This is a genomic window from Kitasatospora paranensis, assembly GCF_039544005.1.
Classification (GTDB): domain Bacteria; phylum Actinomycetota; class Actinomycetes; order Streptomycetales; family Streptomycetaceae; genus Kitasatospora; species Kitasatospora paranensis.
Map to the genome: position 1 here is coordinate 3,369,978 of NZ_BAABKV010000001.1, position 15,165 is coordinate 3,385,142.

Consider the following 15,165-nt stretch of genomic DNA (forward strand, 5'->3'; position numbering starts at 1 on the left):
TGCCGGCCGGGTGGTGCCGTTCGCGGGCCGGCGCGGGGTGTCCTCCCCTCACCGGTGGATGTCAGGCCTTGGCGGAGCGCACCAGGTGCGCGTAGACCACGACGTTCCCGTCGTAGCCGTTCTGCTTGCTGAAGCCGCCGCCGCAGGTGATGAGCCGCAGCTGGGCGTTGGGCGCCGGGGAGTAGACGGTGCGGTCGGGGAAGTCCTTCTTGGGGTAGACCTCGACGGCGTCGACGGCGAAGTAGGCGACGGCCCGGTCGTCGCGGGTGATCTGCACCTGGTCGCCCTTGTGGAGGCTGCCGAGCCGGTAGAAGACGGCGGGGCCCCGGCTGTTGTCGACGTGGCCGGCCATGACGGCGGTGCCGCTCTGGCCGGGGGCGGTGCCCGCGGCGTACCAGCCGGCCAGGTTGGCGTCCTCCTCCGGGGGCGGTTGGAGGTGGCCGCCGCCGTCGAGGGCGAGGCCGGTGACGGGGGCGTCGATGCCGACGACGGGGATGCGGATGCGGGTGGGGGCGGCGCGCGGCATGGGCGGCGCGACGACGATGGGGGCGCCGAGCACGTCGAGGCCCTCCGCGGCGCCGGGCAGCGGCGGCAGGATCCGCCCGCCGTGCAGCATCCAGGCGCCGAGCACCAGGGCGGCGCCCGCTGCCAGCGCTCCCGGCCAGGGGCTCCTGTGCTGTGCGCCCACCGTGCTCCCGTCGTCGTGGCGGCTTGTCGCCGCCCCGTGCCGCGCGGCCGGCCCGGCGGGCCCGCCCAGGTCAAGTGAAGGCCCGTCAGCCGGGCGGGGCATCCGCCGCTGCCCCGTCCAGGTGAGCGGTGGGCCTGCGGCGGCGGACGGCGGGCAGCCGGGGCCGGGTCAGGAAGCCCTCGGCGATGGCGTTGGCCGTGCCGATCGCGAAGAGCTCGGTGGACTTCTCGTAGAGCAGGTAGCGGGGCCGCCAGGCGGGCTGGTAGCGGGCGTTGGAGCGGTACAGCGACTCCAGCTGCCACCAGCGGGAGGCGAACCGCAACAGGGCCCGCCACAACCGCAGGACCGGCCCGGCGCCGAGCCGTCCGCCCTCCTCGAAGACCGCCCGGAACATCGCAAAGTTGAGCGACACCCGGGTGACCGGCAGGTCGCCGGAGGCGCCGCGGAGCAGCAGCTCGGTGATCATGAATTCGACGAGGCCGTTGTCGGACTCTCGGTCACGGCGCATCAGGTCGAGCGAGAGTCCGTCGGCGCCCCAGGGGACGAAGCTGAGCAGGGCACTGGTGCGGTCGTTCTCGTCGCGGCACTCGATCATCAGGCAGTCGCCGTCGGCCGGGTCGCCGAGCCGGCCCAGCGCCATGGAGAAGCCGCGCTCCGTCCGCCCGTGCCGCCATGCGTCGGCGAGCCGGACGAGGCCCGCCATCTCGTCCGCGGGGATGTCGCGGTGCCGCCGGACGACCACGGTGTAGCCGGCCTTGCGGACCCGGCCGCAGGTCTGGCGCAGCGTCCGCATGGCGCGCCCGTCCAGGTGGAAGCCGGCGGTCTCCACGACCGCCTCGTCGCCGAACTCGAGGGCGCGCAGCCCGGCGACCCGGGTGTAGACGGTGGCGGCCTGCTCGCCGGCGCCGGTGACGGCGGGGATCCAGCCCTGGGCCCGCAGTTCGCGGTGCCAGACCTCGATCGCCTGCGGCCAGGCCTCCGGGTCCCCGAGCGGGTCGCCGGAGGCGAGTGCGACGCCGTTGACGACCCGGTGGAGGACGGCGGCCTTCCCGGACGGCGACCAGCAGATCGCCTTGTCGCGGCGGAGCGCGAAGTAGCCGAGCGAGTCGCGGGCGCCGTGCCGCGCCAGCAGGTCGCGCAGCCGGCGCTCGTCGTCGGGCTGCTGCCGGACCCGGCCGTGCGGGGAGCGGAAGAGCACCCGCATGGCGACCAGCAGCAGGGCCGCGCCGAAAAGGTTGATGCCGAGGTCGACCCAGCCGGGGACGTCGACGTCGGCGTACTGGACGACGCCGGAGAGGGTGAACAGGCGCAGCAGCACGTACACCGAGGCGTCGCCCCAGTCGGGCGGTGCCTCGGCGTAGGTGGCGCGGACGACGGCGGCGCCGAGCACGGTGAGCAGGCCGCCGCCGACCACGAGGACGGTCGCGGCCAGCACGGTGTTGCCGCGCCCGCCGCGGGCGGTGAAGGCGGGTCGGCCGAGCAGCAGGGCGACGAGCAGGGCGACGGTGATCGCGACGGAGACCCAGTTGAAGGGGTGCGCGCGGTAGTCGGGGTAGGCCAGCGCGAGCGCGAAGGCCGCGGTGTAGAGCACGACGACGGTGGTGGTGACCAGCCAGGCGGCCCGTTTGCGGCGGCGGAGCATCACCGCGAGCAGGCCGGCGAACAGGGCGCCGGTGAAGCCGGACGCGATCAGCACGGGGGTGAAGAACTCGCCCCGGTTGGCGCGTTGGACCTGCTGGCGGAAGGGTTCGATCAGTCCGGCCACCAGGTTGAGCAGGGCGGCGACCCGGACGTACCACTCGGCGCCGACGGCGCAGCGGCGGCGCCAGGCGGGCAGCGGACGGGCGGGCGGGGCCGGGGGTGCCGGCTGGGGCTCCGGGGCCGGTTCCGCCGGGGCGGGCGCCGGGGGCGCGGCCTGGGCGGGGAGGCCGGGGGCGCCGCCGGGGCCGCCCCGTCGGGGGCCGTCCCGTCGGCGGGTGCCTCGCCGGGCGGTGCGGTGTCCGGGGCGCCCGCGAGCACGTTGTAGAACGAGGTCTTGGCGGTGACCAGCCTCCGGTGGATGCGGGCGTCGCGGCGTTCGGCGCGGGCCATCCGCTTGGGGCGGGCGCGGTAGCGCCAGCGGGCCCAGGGGCTCTGCGGCCGGGCGAGCCGGACGGCGCCGACCATGGCGAGCGGGGGCAGCATCACGCCGAGCAGTCCCGTCCAGAGCTTGCCCTTGAAGAGGGTGACGGCGACCAGGAGCAGGAGGATGCCCGCGCCGACCAGCTGGCCCGCCGTCAGCCGGGCCTTGAAGCCGCCGAGGGGCAGTTCGCCGACCAGGAGCAGCCCGATGACGGCGACGGCCAGGATCACCGCGTCGACGGACTTGCGGCCCTGTTCGCTCCAGTAGACGTCCTCCAGGTGGAGGACGAGCGCGAACTCGTCGAGGACGAGCCCGGCGCCGATGCCGAAGCCCCCGGCGAGGACGTTCCACAGCTGGCCGCCGTCGCCGCGGACGGTGAACGCGCCGACCCCGCAGATCAGGATCAGGGTCTGGCCGAAGACGACGTGGTGGATGTGCAGCCCTCCGGGCTGCACGTTGCCGGGCCACCAGCTGGTGCCGCGCCGGATCATCCGGACGCTGAAGCGGATGAACAGGAACGAGGAGATCAGTCCGAGCAGCAGCAGGAACAGCGGCTCGCGGCCCGAATCGACGATCCGTTCACGGTAGGTGTCGAGCACCCACTGCCACATGGCGTACGGGACCTCCGGGGCGCGGGGGATCGGCGGATCCCCCATCTGACGACGGCTCAGTGGGTCCTCGCCACCGGTCCGCCCCGCGCGTAGGCCGAACGGACGAGCGGATCCGCCGGTACGGACCCGATCACCCGTCCGACCGTCACGCCTCCGCGGACGCAGGGGGGCCGTGCCATGCTGTGGGCCGACCCGCCCTCCCGGACCCGTCGATCCGACTGTCGGACTGTCAGCTCGTCCGATCGCCCACCCGCGACCGGACCCGACCCGAACGGACACGACCTTGGACGCTCTCTCCCGCAGGACTCTGCTGGCCGCCGGAGCCGCCACCGCCGCCACCCTGGCGGCAGGCTGCGCGGAGCACGGCACCGGCAACGGCGACCCGGCCGGCGCGCCCCCGGTCAGGGCCTCGCAGTCCGCCGCCACCCACGCGGACACGCCCCAGCCGCCCGCCACCCTGATCGGCGACGGCTCGACCTCCGACACCGGCCCCCAGCCGCACCAGCCGGAGACCGACCAGTTGGAGCCGGGCCAGACACCGCCGCAGTTCGTGGTCTTCTCCTGGGACGGCGCCGGCGAGCTCGACAACCAGCTGTTCAGCCGGTTCCGCAAGCTCGCCCAGGACCACGACGCGAAGATGACGTTCTTCCTGAGCGGCATCTACGCCCTGCCGGAGTCCAAGAAGGACCTGTACCACCCGCCGCAGCACCCGGTGGGCGCCTCCGACATCGGCTACCTCAGCAACGAGCACGTGCGCGCGACCCTGCAGCAGGTCGGCGACGCGTGGCTGGAGGGCCACGAGATCGGCACCCACTTCAACGGGCACTTCTGCGGCCCGACCGGCGGCGGCCGGTGGTCCCCGAGGACTGGGACAGCGAGATCCAGCAGGCGATGGACTTCGTCATGAACTGGCGGACGAACACCGGCTACACCGACCTGCCGGCGCTGCCCTTCGACTACCGCAAGGAGCTGATCGGCGGCCGGACCCCGTGCCTGGAGGGCCAGCGCGGGCTGCTGCCCACCGCCGCCAAGCGCGGCTGGCGCTACGACAGCAGCGGCCCCGGCGGCCTCCAGGTCTGGCCGCAGAAGATCCAGGGCGGCGCCCTGTGGGACATGCCGCTGCAGTCGATCCCGTTCCCCGGTCACAGCTTCCAGGTGCTGTCGATGGACTACAACATCATGTACAACCAGTCCGGAGCCAGCACCAAGGGCGACACCGCCAAGTACGACGGCTGGCAGACCCAGGCCCGTGACTCCTACCTGGCCGGCTTCCAGCGCGCGTACACCACCAACCGGGCGCCGATGATCATCGGGAACCACTTCGAGCAGTGGAACGGCGGCATCTACATGAACGCCGTCGAGGACGCGCTCAAGGCGATCGCCGACAAGCCCGACGTCCGGCTGGTCTCCTTCCGCCAGCTGGTGGACTGGCTGGAGGCACAGGACACGGCCGTGCTGCGCAAGCTCCAGTCACTGGCTCCCGGCGAGTCGCCGGGCGGCGGCTGGCGGACCTTCCTCGGCGGATCCGGCTCCTGACGGACGGCGGCCCGGACGGGCTCAGCCGGCCGCGCGGGTGCGGCCGGACACCAGGGCGCCCAGCAGGGCCACCCCCGTCATCACCAGGAAGATCACCGCGAACGACCCCGCCGGGGCGGGAGCGTCCTGGGCGGCGGCGGCCGCCGAGCCGCCGCCCAGCGCCGCGAACAGCACGCCGGCCAGACCGATCAGCAGGACGTTGCCCAGCGCGTCGCTCAGCTGGAGCGCCGCCGAGTTGGCACCGGTGTCCTCCGGCGCCGAGAGCTTCATCATCAGCACGCTGATGCTCGACACCGCCATCCCCATGCCGACGCCGCCGACCGCCCAGGCCACCGCCGCCGTCCAGACCGGCGCCGCCGGGACGAGCACCAGCGCCGCGCCCGCGATCGCCACCGCGCAGAGCACGAACCCGAGCCGGATCATCGCCTCCCGGTGCCGCTCGGCCCGCGGCCGGCCCTGCAGCCAGGAGCCCAGCGCCCAGGACAGCCCGCCGCTGGTCAGCGTCATCCCGGCCAGGGTCGGCGAGAGGTTGCGCTGGGTCACCATCATCAGCGGCACGAAGGCCTCGGCGGCGAAGAACGCACCGGCCGCGACCCCGCGCAGCAGGATCACCACCGGCAGCCCGCGGGCCGCCCGGAGGGTGCCGGCCGGCAGCAGCCGCAGCACCGCGGGCACCAGCAGGGCCGCACCCAGCGCCGCGGGCAGCAGGGCGACCGGGTCCAGGCGCTGGCCCGCGTACTGGAGCAGGGCGGCGCCGACCGCGGCCCGGGCCGCGGCCCACGTCCGGCTGCGGTCGAACACCCCGGCCCGCTGCGGCGGCTGGGCGCGCTCGGCCCGGCGCAGCGCCGGGCCCATCACCGCCAGCGGCAGCAGGATCAGCACCGGCACGGCCAGGAACACCCAGCGCCAGCCCAGGTGCTGGGTGACCGCACCGGCCACCACCGGGCCGAGGATCGACGGCAGCACCCAGGCCGCCGAGAACGCCGCGAAGACCGCCGGCCGCAGCCGCTCCGGGAACGCCCGGCCGACCACCACGTAGAGCGCGACGATCACCAGGCCGCCGCCCAGGCCCTGGATCGCCCGGCCGGCCACGAACGGCCACATGCCGACCGCCGTGCCGGCCACCACCAGCCCGGTACCGAAGACCGCGATGCCGCTGAACAGCGGCGCCATCGGGCCGCTGCGGTCGCACCACTGGCCGGAGACGACCAGCGCGAAGAGCGTGGTGGTGAAGTAGCCGGAGAACGCGAAGGCGTACAGCCCGAGGCCGTCGAGCTGCCGGGCCGCCACCGGCATCGCGGTGTTGACCGCGGTCGCCTCGAAGGCCAGCAGCAGTACCACCGAGACGATCCCCAGGGTGAGCGCCCGGTACGGGCCGCCGAGCACCCCGCCGCCGCCGTCGGGGGTGAGGGCGGTGCGGTCGGGTGCGGTGGCGGCGGTGCTGGTCATGGCAGCCATCGTAAGGCCCACCGGCCCGGATGACTCCTGACCTTCGGACGGGTGCGCGACTCCGCCCCGGGACGTAGGACCGCGGGCCGGCACGGCACCGCTCAGTGCAGCGCCTTGAGCCCGACCACCCCGCCGACGATGAGCAGCAGGCAGCTCACCCGGGCCGCGGTCATCGCGTCCCCGAGCGCCGCCATCCCGTACAGCGCGGTGCCCACCGCGCCGATCCCGACCCACACCGCGTAGCCCGTCCCGAGCGGGATGGTGCGCATGGCGTAGGCCAGCCCGCCCATCGACAGCACCAGGGCGACGGCGAACACCGCGCTCGGCAGCGGGCGGGAGAACCCCTTCGACCCCTCCAGGGCGACCGCCCACACGGTCTCCAGCACACCCGCCACGATCAGCACGATCCAGGCCACGACGACACCTCCGCAGTAGTCGGCGGCAGCTCCTCGCGCTGCCGCCCGCATACCGCGTCGTCTTGTCGTGCCGGGTACGACGCACCTCGTCCGGGGGCGATCCCTCGCCTCCTTCGAACGTAACACACGACGACACACGGAATTCATATTCGGATATTGACGCGCACCGCAGCGCACCCCGTAAGATGAATTCACCAGCGCAACGGAACACGACGACAGGGGTCGGCCATGAACAGGAAGACGGCGGCGATCATCGCGCCCCGCACCTGTGCCACCTTTTGTCCGCGCTGTCGCTGCGCCTGAGCGCGCACCACCCTCCCCTCCCGGCAGGCCCCTGTTGACGGGCCCCGCCGACCCCTGGCCGTGTGCCCGAGTGGCCCAGGGAACCGACTGCAAATCGGTGCACGCGGGTTCAATTCCCGCCACGGCCTCCACTCCGCATTCCCGGACGGCGAATTCCACCGCCCGGGAATTCGGCATTCCCGGAAATCCAGACGGGGCCGCGCGCCGGAATTCCCGGGGGAGTTCCGGCGCGCGGCGGACGGCCGCGCCGTCAGACGACGATGGCGTCCTCGGGGAGGATCGGCAGCCGGCCGACCGGCAGACCGGTGGCGGCCCGGACGGCCGCGGCGACGGCCGCCGGGGCGACCACGGCCGGGGCGGCGCTGACCGCCTTGGCACCGAAGGTGGCGACCACGTCGCGCTCCTCGACCAGGGCGGCGATCCGGATCTCCGGGGTGTCCAGCGCGGTCGGCAGCCGGTAGCCGGTGAGCGAGGGGTTGACCGGGCGGCCGCCCTCGGTGCGCAGGTCCTCCAGCAGGGCGAGGCCGACGCCCTGGGCGACGGCGCCCTCGATGCGGTCCTCGATCTGGCGGGGGTTCAGGGCCCGGCCGACGTCCTGGGCGACGGTCACGTCGACCACCCGGACGGCGCCGAGTTCGATGTCCACGTCCACCACGGCCCGCATCGCGCAGAACGCGATCGAGACGAACGCGTCGCCGTGCCCGTTCTCGTCCAGCGGCTCGGTGGGATGCGGACGGCACTGGGCGGTCGCCCAGAGCTCCTTGCCCTCCAGCGCCTCGGCGACCGGCATGCCGAGCACGCCGTCGTAGGAAGTGATCTTGCCGTCGGCGATCGAGAGCAGCTCCACCGACATGCCGAAGTTCGCCGCGATCGGCTGCAGCAGCTGGTGGCGGACCATCAGCGCGGCCCGCTCGATCGCACCGCCGGACACCCAGGTGTGCCGGCCGCGGGCGGACGGCCCGGCCGGCGACTGGTCGGAGTCGGCCGGGGCCACGTACACCTCGGAGACCCCGAGGACGCTCTGCACGATCTGCCGGGCGAGGGTGGCGAAGCCCTGGCCGGCGTCGACCGCGGCGCAGATCACGGTGGCGTGGTCGCCGCTGACCCGCACGGTCGCGGTGGAGATCTCGTCCTCGCCCTCGGCGCCGAGCATGTGGACCATCCCGACGGCGTAGCCGATGCCGCGGCGGACGGCGGACGGCTCACCCGCGCCGCCCGGCCCGCCCGGCAGCATCCAGTCGCCCTCCGGGTCGTCCACCGGCAGCGCCGGCAGCGGCAGCTCGGTCACGGCGTCGAGCAGCGCGGCCACCGGTGCCGGGCAGGTGACCGCCTGGCCGGTGGGCAGCGCGTCGCCGGTCGCCATCGCGTTGCGGCGGCGGATCTCCAGCGGTTCCACCCCGACCTGCTTGGCGAGCTGGTCGAGCTGGGACTCGTAGGCGAAGCAGGTCTGCAGGGCGCCCTCGCCGCGCATCCGCCCGGCTGGCGGGTTGTTGGTGCGCACCGCCCACGCGTCGACGAACACGTTGGGGCAGGTGTAGGGGCCGACCGCGAAGGCGGTCGCCGCGGCCAGCGCCTCGGCGGAGACGTCGGCGTAGGCGCCGCCGTCGAGCAGGACCTGCGCCTCAACCTTGACCAGCCGGCCCTCGGCGTCGGCGTGGTGGCGGTAGCGGAGCAGCGCGGGGTGCCGGGAGGTGTGGGTGTGGAAGGACTCCTCGCGGGTGAGGGTCATCTTCACCGGGCGTCCGGTGCGCAGGGCGAGCAGGGCGAGGACGACCTGGAAGCCGAGCGCCTCGCGGTCGGAGACGGCGCCGGGGACGCCGGTGACGACGGTGCGCACCCGGTCCGGGTCGAGGCCGAGGCAGGCGGCGGCGCGGTCGCGGTCGCCGTGCGGGTCGGTGGTGGACAGGTGGAGCTCGACGCCGCCGTCGGGGCGGGGCACCGCGAGGCCGGCCTCGGCCCCGATCGGCGCGGGGTCCTGACGGCCGACCTGGTACAGGCCCTCGACCACGATCTCGCCGACGGCCTCCGGGTCGCCGGTGCGCAGCGGGAGGTGCCGCAGGAGGTTGCCGTCGGGGTGCAGCGGCGGGGCGTTGAACGCGGCCTCGGGGTCGGTGACGGCCTCCAGCGGCTCGTACTCGACGACGATCAGCGAGGCGGCGAGGCGGGCGGTGTCCGGGGTCTCGGCGGCGACGGCGGCGATCGGCTCGCCGTGGTGGCGGACGACGTCGGCGGCGAGCACCGGGCGGTCGCCCGCGGGCGGGCAGGAGGCCAGGTCGGCGGCGGTGACGACGGCGTGCACGCCGGGCAGCGCGAGGGCGGCCGAGGTGTCGACCGAGGCGATCCGGGCGTGCGCGTGCGGGGAGCGCAGCAGTGCGCCCCACAGCAGCCCTTCCGCCCACAGGTCGGCCGCGTACGGGAAGATGCCGAGCGCCTTGGGGAGGGCGTCGGTGCGCAGCGGGGAGCTGCCGAGGCCGAACGGTTCCGCGCCGGCGGCCGGTGCGTCGGTGGGCGCGGTCATGCGTTCTCGTCCTCGGGAATGGTGCTCCCCCGGCCGAAGGCTGGATGAGGATGCCGTGGGCGGGGGTGGTGCCGTCGTAGACGGTGCCGTCGTAGACGGTGCCGTCGTACCCGGGCGTGCCGTCGTACCCGGGTGTGCCGTGGTAGCCGTGCGCCGGGGTGGCGTGGGCGGGGTCGTACGGCTGGGTGCCGTCGTACCCGGGGACGCCGTAGCCGGGGGTGCCGTACCCGGCGGCCTCGTAGCCGGCGTAGGGCGCCGCCGCCTCGTACACCGGGGTGCCGTGCGGCGGGGTGGGCGTGTACCCGCCGTCGTGGGCGGTGCCGTGCGCCGGCGTCGGGATGTACGGCGTGCCGTGGGCGGGGGTGGTGTCGTGCGGCGGGCCGTCGTGGGCGGTGCCGTGCGCCGGCGTCGCCTCGTACAGGCCGGTGTCGTACGGGGTCGGGTCGTAGCCGCCCGCCGGGTGGGCGCCGGTGTCGTGGTGGCCGCCGGTGTCGTGCTGGCCGCCGTCGAAGGGGCTGCCCTGCGCCGGGATGTACGGCGCGGGGTGCTCACCGGTCTGCTGCCCGGAGGGCTGGTAGTAGCCGGGCTCGTACACGCCGCCCTGGTGGGTGGCGCCGGGGCCGGTGGGGCCTTCGGGCGCGGCCGGGGCGGGGTGCGCCGCGGCGTACTGGTCGGCCTCGACCCAGAGCTCGGAGTCGGCGTACAGCGGCAGCTCGCCGGCGAGCGGGAGGTCGGTGGCGGACTGTCGGCCGACCGGGGCGGGCTGCTCGGCGGCGGGCTGCTCGGTGTCCGGGCCGGTGCCGGCGCCCGCCGCGGCGGCGGCCTCGGCCTGCTCGGCCGCGGCCGCGAGCTCGGCCTCCAGCTCCGCCTCGCGTGCCTGGGCGACCGTCTGCACCGCGGCGAGCACGCCGCGGTAGCCGGTGCAGCGGCAGAGGTTGCCGCAGAGCGCCTGGCGCGCCTCGACGTCGCTGGGCCGGTGGTTGCGCTGCAGCAGGTCGTGCACGGCCATGGCGAGGCCGGGGTGCAGTAGCCGCACTGGACGGCCCCGGACTCGGCCAGGGCCTGCTGGACGTCGCTGGCGGCGCCGGCGCCGGAGAGGCCCTCGACGGTGGCGATCTCGCTGTCGGCGGCGAGCGCGGCGGGCACCAGGCAGCCGGCCACCAGCTGGCCGTCGACCTGCACCGAGCAGGCACCGCACTCGCCCTGCTCGCAGCCGTCCTTGGCGCCGGCCAGACCGAGCCGCTCACGGAGGACGTAGAGCAGGCTCTCGCCGATCCAGGCATCGTTGACGGGCCGCTCGAAGCCGTTGACCCGCAGCGTGTACGAGGCGCAGGGCCGCACGTCGCCGAGCAGGTCGGGCGCGTGGCCGGGGTCGATGGGGTCTGTCGTCACTTCAGCGCCCTTCCCAGTGCCCGACGGGCCAGCACCGCCACGGTACGCCGCTGGCGCACGAGAGTGGTGGCCGCCCCCTCGGGGGCGCCGTCCAGCGCGGCGTCGGGGACGCACGCGCCGGCCACGTACTCGCCGAAGGCGGCGAGCGCCGCGGGGTCGACGGCCTGCGCACCCTCCTCGCCGCGGGCGTCCCAGTCGATGCAGCCGGCGATCCAGGCCTCGGCCTCCAGCGGCCGCAGCGGGACGGGGGCGACGGCGCCCACGGCGCAGCGCACGCCCCGGCGGGCCGGGTCGAGGACGATGGCCACCGATGCGGCGCCGCGGGACGGGCCACTGCGGCCGCCGGCCTTGAGGAACACCTGCGGGGCGTGCAGCAGCGGGACGCGGACCCAGGTGAGCAGCTCACCGGGCCGGATCGGGTCGAGGCCGGTCAGCAGGTGGCTGACCGGGACGTCGCGGACGGCTCCGGCCCGGGCCAGGGTGGCCGTCGCCTCCAGGGCGGCGAGCACGGGGAGGGTGTCGCCCGCCGGGGCGGCGGTGGCGATGTTGCCGCCGAGCGTGCCCACGTTGCGGATCTGCGGCGGGCCGGCCGTGCGGGCGGCGTCGGCGAGGGCGGGGATGAGCGCGGCGAAGTCGGGGCGGTCCATCCGGGCGTGGGTGAGCCCGGCGCCCAGGACGGCGGTGCCGCCGTCCTCGTAGCGCCAGCCGCGCAGCTCGGTGATCCGGCCGAGGCCGATCAGGGCGGCGGGCCTCAGCCGCCCGGCGTTGACCGCCTCCATCAGGTCGGTGGCGCCGGCCACCGGGACGGCGCCCGGGGTCTCGGCCAGCGCTTCGACGGCCTCGTCGACCGAGGCCGGCAGCATGATCGTCCGGTTCACCAGGATTCCACCGTGCTCCACTTGCTCATCGACTGCCCCGCACCGGGCCCGCCGCCGGCCGCGGTGCCCCCGCCGGGGACTGCGGCCTGGCCCGTAGGGTACGGGCGATCGGACCGGGTTGGGCAACTCTGGCACACAATCCTGGGTGATCACCTGCCGGGTGGTGGGCGATCGAACGGCATACCGGACTAATCAGGCCACGCGACCGCCCGATCCGGAACCGTTCGGTTCGGATGTTCACCCGATGTTGACGTCCGGCGACGCGCGCCCTTCCGGCCCGGTGGCCGCGGCCACCGGGCCGGAGGCGGCCGCCGGGTCAGTCGATCGGCCGCCCCAGCACGCCGGGCCGGCGCTGCCAGGGGTGCGGGCCGCCCGGCGGGCGGTACTCCACGCCGAGCGCGTCCAGGCGCCGGTAGTGGGTGGCCATCCGCCGCTCGAAGTCCTCGTACGGGCGCTCGGCCGGGTCGCGGGGCAGGTCGGACCAGGCCACCTCAGCGAAGGCCGCCAGCCGCGGGAAGGCCCGGTAGTCGATGTCCCGGGCGCCGGTCATGAACTCCGTCCACAGGTTGGCCTGGGTCCCGAGGACGTGCGCGGCGGCCGCGTCGTCCAGCTCCGGCGGGACGGGCTCGAAGCGGTAGACGTCCTCCAGGGTGCGCACGTACCCGACGGGGATCGGCTCGTCGTCGCCGGGTGCCTGCCGGTGGTCCAGGTAGACGTGCTGCTCGGGGCACATCACCACGTCGTGCCCGGCCTTCGCCGCGGCGATGCCGCCCTCGTAGCCGCGCCAGGAGGACACCGCGGCACCGGGGGCGAGGCCGCCTTCGAGGATCTCGTCCCAGCCGATCAGCCGGCGGCCGCGCTCGGCGAGCCAGCGGTCGAAGTGGCGGATGAACCAGCTCTGCAGCTCGTCCTCGCCGGCGAGGCCGAGCTCCGCGATCCGGGCCTGGGCGGCGGGGCTGGCCTTCCACTGCTCCTTGGGGCACTCGTCGCCGCCGAGGTGGACGAACTCGGACGGGAAGACCTCCAGCACCTCCGCCAGCACGTTCTCGAAGAACCGCAGGGTGGCGTCGGACACGTTGAGCACATGGGGGTCGACGCCCCAGTCCGTCCACACGCCGAGCGCCGAGGTGTCCACCACGTCGGTGTTGCCGAGTTCGGGGTAGGCCGCGACGGCGGCCCGCGAGTGACCGGGCAGGTCGATCTCGGGGACGACGGTGATGTGCCGCTCGGCGGCGTACGCGACGATCTCGCGCAGGTCGTCCTTGCTGTAGAAGCCGCCGTGCGGGCGGTCGTCGCGGCGGTCGGCGGCGCGGAATCCGACCATGGACCGCTCCCGCCAGGCGCCGACCCCGGTGAGCCGCGGGTAGCGGTCGATCTCGATCCGCCAGCCCTGGTCGTCGGTCAGGTGCAGGTGCAGCACGTTGAGCTTGTGGACGGCCATCAGGTCGAGGAAGCGCAGCACGTCGGCCTTGGGCAGGAAGTGCCGGGCGACGTCGAGCAGCACACCGCGCCAGCCGAACCGCGGGGCGTCCTCGATGGTCACCGAGGGCGCCGCCCACTCGGCGCCGGGCAGCGGTGCCCGGCGGTGGACCTGCGGCCCGAACAGCTGCCGGAAGGTCTGCGCGGCGTAGAACAGGCCGGCCCGGCCGCCCCCGCGCAGGTGGGCGCCGTACTCGTGCACGTCGAGGCGGTACGCCTCACGGCCGTGCGTCGCGCGCAGCTCGGGGTCGAACTCCAGGTGGATGTCGAGGGCCTCGCCGCCGCGGCGGTCCTCCGGGGAGCGCGCGTCGAAGGGGAAACCGGTGGCGGCGGACAGCTCGGCCCGCAGCCATCGGGCGACGCCCTGCGCGCCCTGGGCGGCGGTGATCCGGCTCTCCGGCCGCAGCCGGTAGCTCCACGCGTGGGTGTCGGTCTCGAAGCGGTGGACACGCCTCGGGGCGGGGATGAGATCCATGCGGCCATCCTGCCCCGCTCCACCCGCATTGGCATAGACCAATGCGGGCGGAGCCCGCGGTCACGACTGGTCGCCGCCCTTGCCGTCCCCGTCGCCGCCCTGGCCGAGACCCTCGAAGATCTCCTTGCACATCGGGCAGACCGGGTACTTCTTCGGGTCGCGGCCCGGGACCCAGACCTTGCCGCACAGCGCGACCACCGGAGACCCCGAGAGGGCGCTCTCCATGATCTTGTCCCGCTGCACGTAGTGCGCGAAGCGCTCGTGGTCGCCGTCCCCGTGGGACACCTGGGGAACGGGCTCGACCAGGGTGCCGGTGCCGAGTCCGCGCTCGGGCTCAAGAGTGCTCATGGGTGCCAAGTCTATGGCGGCCGCTCCGGACCGGGCCAGTACGCGGGCCCGGCGGCCCGTGCGGCGTCGCGCACACCGGTCGGGCGGGCCTCAGTTGAGCGACGGGTCCTCCGGGTAGGTGGTCAGCATCGCGAGCGGCCCGCGCTGGCGGCGCAGCACCGACCGCCACAGCCGCTCGGGCTCGGGGTCGGAGACGTCGCCGGGCTCGCAGTCGACCAGGTGCCAGGCCCCCTCCCCCAGCTCGGCCTCCAGCTGACCGGGCGACCAGCCGGCGTACCCGGCGAAGACCCGCAGCGCGCCGAGCGCACCGGCCAGCACCTCGGGCGGCGCCTCCAGGTCCACCAGGCCGATCGCGCCGTGCACCCGCCGCCAGCCCATCGGCTCGCCGTGGCCGGGCTCGCCGGGCACCACCGCGATCGCCAGGGCCGAGTCGAGGGCCACCGGGCCGCCCTGGAAGACCACCGGCGGCTGCCCGGTGAGATCGGCCCAGCCGTCCAGCACACTGGCCACCTCGACCGGCGTGGGCCGGTTCAGCACCACACCGAGCGCCCCCTGCGCGTCGTGGTCCAGCAGCAGCACCACCGCCCGGGCGAAGTTCGGATCGGTGAGCAGCGGCGTCGCGACGAGCAGCCGGCCGGTGTGGGAGAGGGCCGCGGTCATGTGCACATGATCCCGCAGTACGCGCCGGTACGGGCAACCAACACGAAACCTCCCCGACCGGCCGGCGGCGGGGCGCCGCACCCCTGGTCACCGGGCCCCCGGGCCACCCGAACGGCCGTACCCGGGGCCCTCCGGAGGGCCCCGCGCGGGCCCGCCGGAGCATGATCACCAATAGGGCACACGGGAACCAATCGCCCACCCTCTACCATCTATGGATGGTGGAAGGACTTTCGCCGGTGGTGAAAGGTCCTTCCACTCGTGTTTCCCCCTGCGCCCCTTGCAGTCGACCA

General features: G+C 74.9%; 10 protein-coding genes, 1 tRNA gene, 2 pseudogenes and 1 riboswitch. Of the genes and pseudogenes, 2 read left to right on the forward strand and 11 right to left on the reverse strand.

Annotated elements, in window-relative coordinates:
* Positions 1 to 61: 61 nt before the first annotated feature.
* The 3 genes from ABEB13_RS16320 to ABEB13_RS16330 form a co-directional block, all read right to left on the reverse strand.
* Positions 62 to 688 (reverse strand): class F sortase, encoded by a 627-nt coding sequence (locus tag ABEB13_RS16320; RefSeq protein WP_345706096.1) that lies wholly within the window; start codon positions 686 to 688, stop codon positions 62 to 64.
* A gap of 85 nt (positions 689 to 773) precedes the next feature.
* Positions 774 to 2,453 carry a phosphatidylglycerol lysyltransferase domain-containing protein gene (locus ABEB13_RS16325; RefSeq protein WP_345706097.1) on the reverse strand — a complete coding sequence of 560 codons (1,680 nt, stop codon included), beginning with the start codon at positions 2,451 to 2,453 and terminating at the stop codon, positions 774 to 776.
* Positions 2,441 to 3,466 (reverse strand): hypothetical protein, encoded by a 1,026-nt coding sequence (locus tag ABEB13_RS16330; RefSeq protein WP_345706098.1) that lies wholly within the window; start codon positions 3,464 to 3,466, stop codon positions 2,441 to 2,443. The genes ABEB13_RS16325 and ABEB13_RS16330 overlap by 13 nt, the downstream gene beginning before the upstream one ends.
* A gap of 238 nt (positions 3,467 to 3,704) precedes the next feature.
* Between ABEB13_RS16330 and ABEB13_RS16335 the strand changes: the two are divergent.
* Positions 3,705 to 4,957 (forward strand): annotated as a pseudogene (locus ABEB13_RS16335) (polysaccharide deacetylase family protein).
* Positions 4,958 to 4,978: 21 nt separating this feature from the next.
* Here the strand turns inward: ABEB13_RS16335 and ABEB13_RS16340 are convergent.
* Positions 4,979 to 6,406 (reverse strand): MFS transporter, encoded by a 1,428-nt coding sequence (locus tag ABEB13_RS16340; RefSeq protein ID WP_345706099.1) that lies wholly within the window; start codon positions 6,404 to 6,406, stop codon positions 4,979 to 4,981.
* 101 nt (positions 6,407 to 6,507) lie between these two features.
* A complete protein-coding gene (locus ABEB13_RS16345; RefSeq protein ID WP_345706100.1) occupies positions 6,508 to 6,822 on the reverse strand; it encodes a DMT family transporter in 315 nt (104 codons plus the stop codon).
* 51 nt (positions 6,823 to 6,873) lie between these two features.
* Positions 6,874 to 6,936, reverse strand: a riboswitch (guanidine-III (ykkC-III) riboswitch).
* A 245-nt stretch (positions 6,937 to 7,181) separates the two neighbouring features.
* Here ABEB13_RS16345 and ABEB13_RS16350 point away from each other — a divergent pair.
* Positions 7,182 to 7,256: transfer RNA gene (locus ABEB13_RS16350), tRNA-Cys, on the forward strand.
* Positions 7,257 to 7,375: 119 nt separating this feature from the next.
* On the opposite strand, the gene ABEB13_RS16355 is transcribed toward ABEB13_RS16350, so the two are convergent.
* The 6 genes and pseudogenes from ABEB13_RS16355 to ABEB13_RS16380 all read right to left on the reverse strand — a co-directional run bounded on the left by ABEB13_RS16355 (position 7,376) and on the right by ABEB13_RS16380 (position 14,875).
* Positions 7,376 to 9,643: a xanthine dehydrogenase family protein molybdopterin-binding subunit gene (locus tag ABEB13_RS16355; protein ID WP_345706101.1), complete on the reverse strand. Its 2,268-nt coding sequence runs from the start codon at positions 9,641 to 9,643 to the stop codon at positions 7,376 to 7,378.
* 949 nt (positions 9,644 to 10,592) lie between these two features.
* Positions 10,593 to 11,149, reverse strand: a pseudogene (locus ABEB13_RS16360) ((2Fe-2S)-binding protein); the annotation flags it as partial.
* Positions 11,032 to 11,898: an FAD binding domain-containing protein gene (locus ABEB13_RS16365; RefSeq protein ID WP_345709694.1), complete on the reverse strand. Its 867-nt coding sequence runs from the start codon at positions 11,896 to 11,898 to the stop codon at positions 11,032 to 11,034. The pseudogene ABEB13_RS16360 and the gene ABEB13_RS16365, both read right to left, overlap by 118 nt.
* Positions 11,899 to 12,229: 331 nt before the next feature.
* A complete protein-coding gene (locus ABEB13_RS16370) occupies positions 12,230 to 13,867 on the reverse strand; it encodes a beta-N-acetylhexosaminidase (RefSeq protein WP_345706102.1) in 1,638 nt (545 codons plus the stop codon).
* Positions 13,868 to 13,927: 60 nt separating this feature from the next.
* Positions 13,928 to 14,215, reverse strand: coding sequence for a DUF3039 domain-containing protein (locus ABEB13_RS16375; protein ID WP_198524093.1), 288 nt, complete (start codon positions 14,213 to 14,215; stop codon positions 13,928 to 13,930).
* Positions 14,216 to 14,305: 90 nt separating this feature from the next.
* Positions 14,306 to 14,875 (reverse strand): YqgE/AlgH family protein, encoded by a 570-nt coding sequence (locus tag ABEB13_RS16380; protein ID WP_345706103.1) that lies wholly within the window; start codon positions 14,873 to 14,875, stop codon positions 14,306 to 14,308.
* Positions 14,876 to 15,165: the final 290 nt, after the last annotated feature.